Raw genomic sequence first — 4,532 nt, 5'->3', positions numbered from 1 at the left:
TGAGGGGATTACTGAAAAGAGTTTTGAACAGATATAAATTTGTGAATTTATTTGAGTTTGTGAATAAATGTACTTAAACTAACGGGTGCGTTAGCGCCATAAGATGGTCGCCAATTGGCGGCCTTCTGAAAGTACGATCATTAGCATAATCATACATTAAAAAGATCAATAAAATAAAATACAAATTTTTATCAAAATATATATATGTTAAAAATTAATACCTTAAAGTCTTCAACCATATATCACGTTTGTTTTTAAACGACTTTATTGTCAATCAACAAATAAAGAGTCGATTTAGTGAAATTATCAATGAAAAAAGGATCTTTCCAATCAAGATCCTTTTTTCATTGCCGATAGGATGCTATTTATTTATATAACACCCACTCTCTTTCGCAAACTTTTATGTAAACTAGGGATGACAAAGAGTTTTTTTGAAGAATATCCTTTTATAGACAGTGCATATGGAACTTATATACAATTAATTCGTATAGAATATAGGAGGGGATAATATGGAGGATAAAAAGGAAACAAACGTTTTAAAGGATGCAGTTAAATCTTTTGTTAAAGGGGTTACCTTTGGTAGTGTTTTTGATCCAGATATGAGTGAAGAAAAGGCAAATAAAACAAAAGAATTTACTGATAAAGAAATACTTGACCATCTTTCTGGAAGAAAAAAACTTCCAAATGAGGATATCGAAGACTTAAAAAGAGCAGCAAAATATAGAGGATTAATATAAATTAGAAAGAGAGAGCCTTTGAAATCGTTATATTTCAAGAGCTCTTTCTTTCTAATTTAATGTTTTGGCCTTACGAGAAATCACATTATGTGAACTTTTAAATATGCGATTATTTATATTATCATACATTCAAAAATTGAAGTGAAAAAGTACCCTTAATGAACTAAAGGGGCAGGATAGCATAATAAGATTTTTGTTAAAAAGGGAAGGGGAAAAATATATATGAAACGCAATATAAGTTTGCTGATGGCCTTGATTATAAATGGTTTATGTGTTCTCTTCACCGTTAATTTCGATAAAAACCTTACTCCATATATTTTGTTTACATTGTTCTTCTGCATGGTTGCATTTTTTTGGAGTATGTACGAAGTTTTTAAGAACCGAGGTATAACACATATACCAATTTTATTAAGCATTTTAGTTTTATGTGCTTTACTTACATTTTTAGAAGTTCCTAATTTTATTCTTATAACAATGTTATATACATTTTTCCTACTTGTTTATTTTGTTATATTTGATAAGAAAGAAAAAATATAAAAGACTTTGTGAATAAATGTACTTAAACTAACGGGTGCGTTAGCTGAAGATTGGAGCTGTCTTTAAGGCAGCTTTTTCTTCAGCGTTTAGTCTACATTGCAATCTGGATGATCTATTGCTTTTGCTCACAAATAACCCTCCCATTCAGTTAAATTTGTAGTACAAATTTAAAGAAAAAATGTAGTACAAATTTAAAGCGTAAAGTTTTCCATCGTTTTTCTAATTCCATCTGCTTCTACTCCGATGTAGCGAAGTGTTTGCCCTTGTGTTGTATGGCCGAATAATTTCATTAAATAGTAAACATCTTTATTTCGGTAACCAAACGTTTTACGCATGCTATGCGTACCCCAATGATCTTGGTCTATGCCACATGCCACGGCAGCTTCCCTCAGAAGTTTATCAGCCATTTGCCGTGTGATCGCTTTTTCACCTTTACGGCTGGGAAACAACCAATCGGAGTCAGCCATATTTTTTGTGTACTTCAGGATTTCTTGCTGCAAAACCCCATTAAAGAACACTTCAACGGTTTGCTCTGTTTTTTTCATTTTGATTTTAGCGAAATCCTTCCCTCGCACATCTTTTACACGCAGATTTAAAATGTCGCTTATGCGCAATCCGGTGTTGATGCCAAAGTAAAACAAAAAATAGTTCCTATAGGAGGAATGCCGTAATAACCACTCCTTCATCTCATCGACTTTATCCAGGGATCGAACCGGCTCTTTTGCGCCCGGTTGTCGTCCTCCTTTCATCATTTCATCGTCCTCCTTAATCTTCTTCGCCATCTCCTTCGAGACCTTGATCTTCATGTTCGAGCCGATGTCGTTCGGCTCCGGCTTCTTGTCCTTCTTACCCATGGTGTTTTACCTTTCGGTTGGTGTCTTCGGGGCCGTTCCCCTGCTGACAAGAACAACTCTAGCAGACTCGTGCTGACTGTCAAAGTCCAAAAGGCGTGACCTACCTCACATGATTTGAGCTTACGTCACCTGAAAAACTAATTTCATCAATTGTTACATCTCTTAGACAAAAAAAACCCATTATATCCTTTGTTTTGATTGGATATAACGGGGTTTCGTGAATTTGCTAAAATATTATTTTTGTAAAACTGAATGAATAGAACTAATTGATTCCTTCAATAGTCAACAATCTATAAAACGCGTCTTGCACTATGGTAAATGGGCCCCCAATAAGAACTCACTTTATAATTAACAACTCGAACCTTTTCGCTGGAAACCACTACAATTTGTTCATTTCCAATATAGATGGCGGGGATGATGCTGTCGGACTCAAAGAACACTAAGTCCCCCGGCTCTAAATCTCCCTTTTTCACTTCTGTTCCTTTTTTAAGCATGTCTTTTCCGTTACGAGGTAGCTCTATACCAATTTGTTGATACACATACTGGACAAAACCTCCAGTATCAAATCCTTCCGGTGTTGTACCACCTGATAGGTAAGGAACGTCTAGAAGGTCTGTAGCCTTTTTAACAACCGGGATATTATCAGGAATTTTAAGGTTTGTCACACGTCTGATACCAGCAAATTTTTCCGTAAAATAATTACTAGTCAAATAAGTGGTTACAACTTTCCCTGCTTTTGTTCTGGAAGCATGGATCATTTGATTGTTTCCAGCATATATTCCAACATGGGAAATGCCAGGTCGGTGAGTATCCTTAAAGAAAACTAGATCCCCTATTTTTATATCCTTTTTTTCAACAGGGGTACCTAACTGCCATTGTTGTTCTGGTGCTTCAGGTAAGTAAATCCCCATCGCTTTTTCATACACATATTTTGTAAATCCAGAACAATCAAATCCTTTAGGTGTTTTACCACCTTCAAGATAAGGTACTCCTATATATTTCAAAGCCTCACTGATTAGAGGGTCCTTTCGATCAATATCGGAAACCTCTGTTATTCGCTTTGCTCCATAATAACGATCATTCCAAGAAGATTGTTCAAAATTGATCGTTGTGACACCATCTGAAGCAGAACTGTAAATCATATTACCTTTTCCTACATAAAAAGCCGTTGTGGTAATTTTTCCTGTATCCTTATTTTTAAAGAATAGTACGTCACCAGGCTGAAGATCGTCTTTAGATATTTTCTTTCCTATGCTCCACTGCGCACCGGCATCTTCAGGAATCTCGATATCCAAAGATTTTTCAAAAATGAATTGAACGAATCCTGGCGAATTAAAGCCTTCATCAGGCGTTTTACCATTAATTGAGTAGTTGGTTCCAACATACTTCATGGCTTCTACTAATAAAGGATGTTCGACTTGATAAAGGTTTTCAGGATCAAGTCGTTTAGCGCTAATATAATTTTCACCGTAATAAGACCCTTCAGTTAGCTTAGTTTTTATGACTCCTTTTGAAACAGAACTGATGATGACTTCATCATTTCCATTGTATATTCCCACATTTGTAACCTCACTAGTATTCTTTCCTGAAAAAAAGATAAGGTCACCTGGCAGGAGATCTTTCCTTTCAATAGTTTTCCCAAGATTAAATTGTTCCCTTGGGGACATTGGTAAATCTACATTCTCCACTTCTTTAAAGACATATTTAGTGAATCCCCCTGTGCTAAATCCTTTATCAGGCTCTTGACCATTTACAATGTAAGGAGACCCAATGTATTTTTGAGCTGCTTTTGTAATACTTAATTCTTCAGCAGCAAAGGCTGTATGAGCAAAGAAAACGGATAAAAAGTAGATTCCTAGAATTAAACATGTATTCCGCCATTTTTGCATTTCTCTCACTCCTTTCTTAATTTTCTATTATTTCAAACAACCTAGTCTTGCTCAATAGTGGATAATCCTTATTTTTATTACTGTTTTTGACAAACCTTTCTTCGTTAAAATCAATTAATGCTAATATACCTAACAAAAACAAAAAAATTCAATTCCATAAAAAGGATTCTGTTATGTTCCGTACTTGAACAAAAAATGGTAAGAAGGACAAGAAGCCGGAGCCGAACGACATCGGCTCGAACATGAAGATCAAGGTCTCGAAGGAGACGGCGAAGAAGATTCAGGAGAACAAGAAGAAGTAACAACAGGGAGGGTGACCTTTATGCCGCCTCCATGTACCCAATAAATCGATAACATAATAACGATTGCATCTAGTTATTTCAATACTAAAGAAATAAATTTAGCTAGTACTCGATGCTATGAAATTGGTGGGGAAGTCATATTAGAAATACATAATAATCTCACAAGTGAATATTCTTTTGAGTGTAAAAAATAAAAGGCATTGTGTTTGAGGA

General features: G+C 35.2%; 3 protein-coding genes. 1 reads left to right on the top strand and 2 read right to left on the bottom strand.

The window, feature by feature from the left end; genetic code table 11:
- Positions 1–509: 509 nt before the first annotated feature.
- Positions 510–737 carry a hypothetical protein gene (locus tag ACQKMR_RS28140; protein WP_427618607.1) on the top strand — a complete coding sequence of 76 codons (228 nt, stop codon included), beginning with the start codon at positions 510–512 and terminating at the stop codon, positions 735–737.
- 728 nt (positions 738–1,465) lie between these two features.
- On the opposite strand, the gene ACQKMR_RS28135 is transcribed toward ACQKMR_RS28140, so the two are convergent.
- Together ACQKMR_RS28135 and ACQKMR_RS28130 are read right to left on the bottom strand one after the other, a co-directional pair.
- Positions 1,466–2,026, bottom strand: a complete 561-nt coding sequence (locus ACQKMR_RS28135; RefSeq protein WP_427700211.1) for a tyrosine-type recombinase/integrase — start codon at positions 2,024–2,026, stop codon at positions 1,466–1,468.
- Between the two features lie 392 nt (positions 2,027–2,418).
- Entirely contained in the window at positions 2,419–4,017 is a 1,599-nt protein-coding gene (locus ACQKMR_RS28130) for a C40 family peptidase (RefSeq protein WP_427700210.1), read from the bottom strand.
- Positions 4,018–4,532 lie beyond the last annotated feature (515 nt).

This window comes from Peribacillus sp. NPDC096540, from assembly GCF_050278525.1.
GTDB lineage: Bacteria > Bacillota > Bacilli > Bacillales > DSM-1321 > Peribacillus.
Note: the sequence above shows the minus strand (reverse complement) of the source record. Positions and strands in the feature narration are given on the sequence as shown.

Excerpts from the sequence above, each read along its gene's own strand:
- ACQKMR_RS28140 (WP_427618607.1), top strand. The coding sequence starts at position 510 with ATGGAGGATAAAAAGGAAACAAACGTTTTAAAGGATGCAGTTAAATCT.
- ACQKMR_RS28130 (WP_427700210.1), bottom strand. The coding sequence starts at position 4,017 with ATGCAAAAATGGCGGAATACATGTTTAATTCTAGGAATCTACTTTTTA.
- ACQKMR_RS28135 (WP_427700211.1), bottom strand. The coding sequence starts at position 2,026 with ATGATGAAAGGAGGACGACAACCGGGCGCAAAAGAGCCGGTTCGATCC.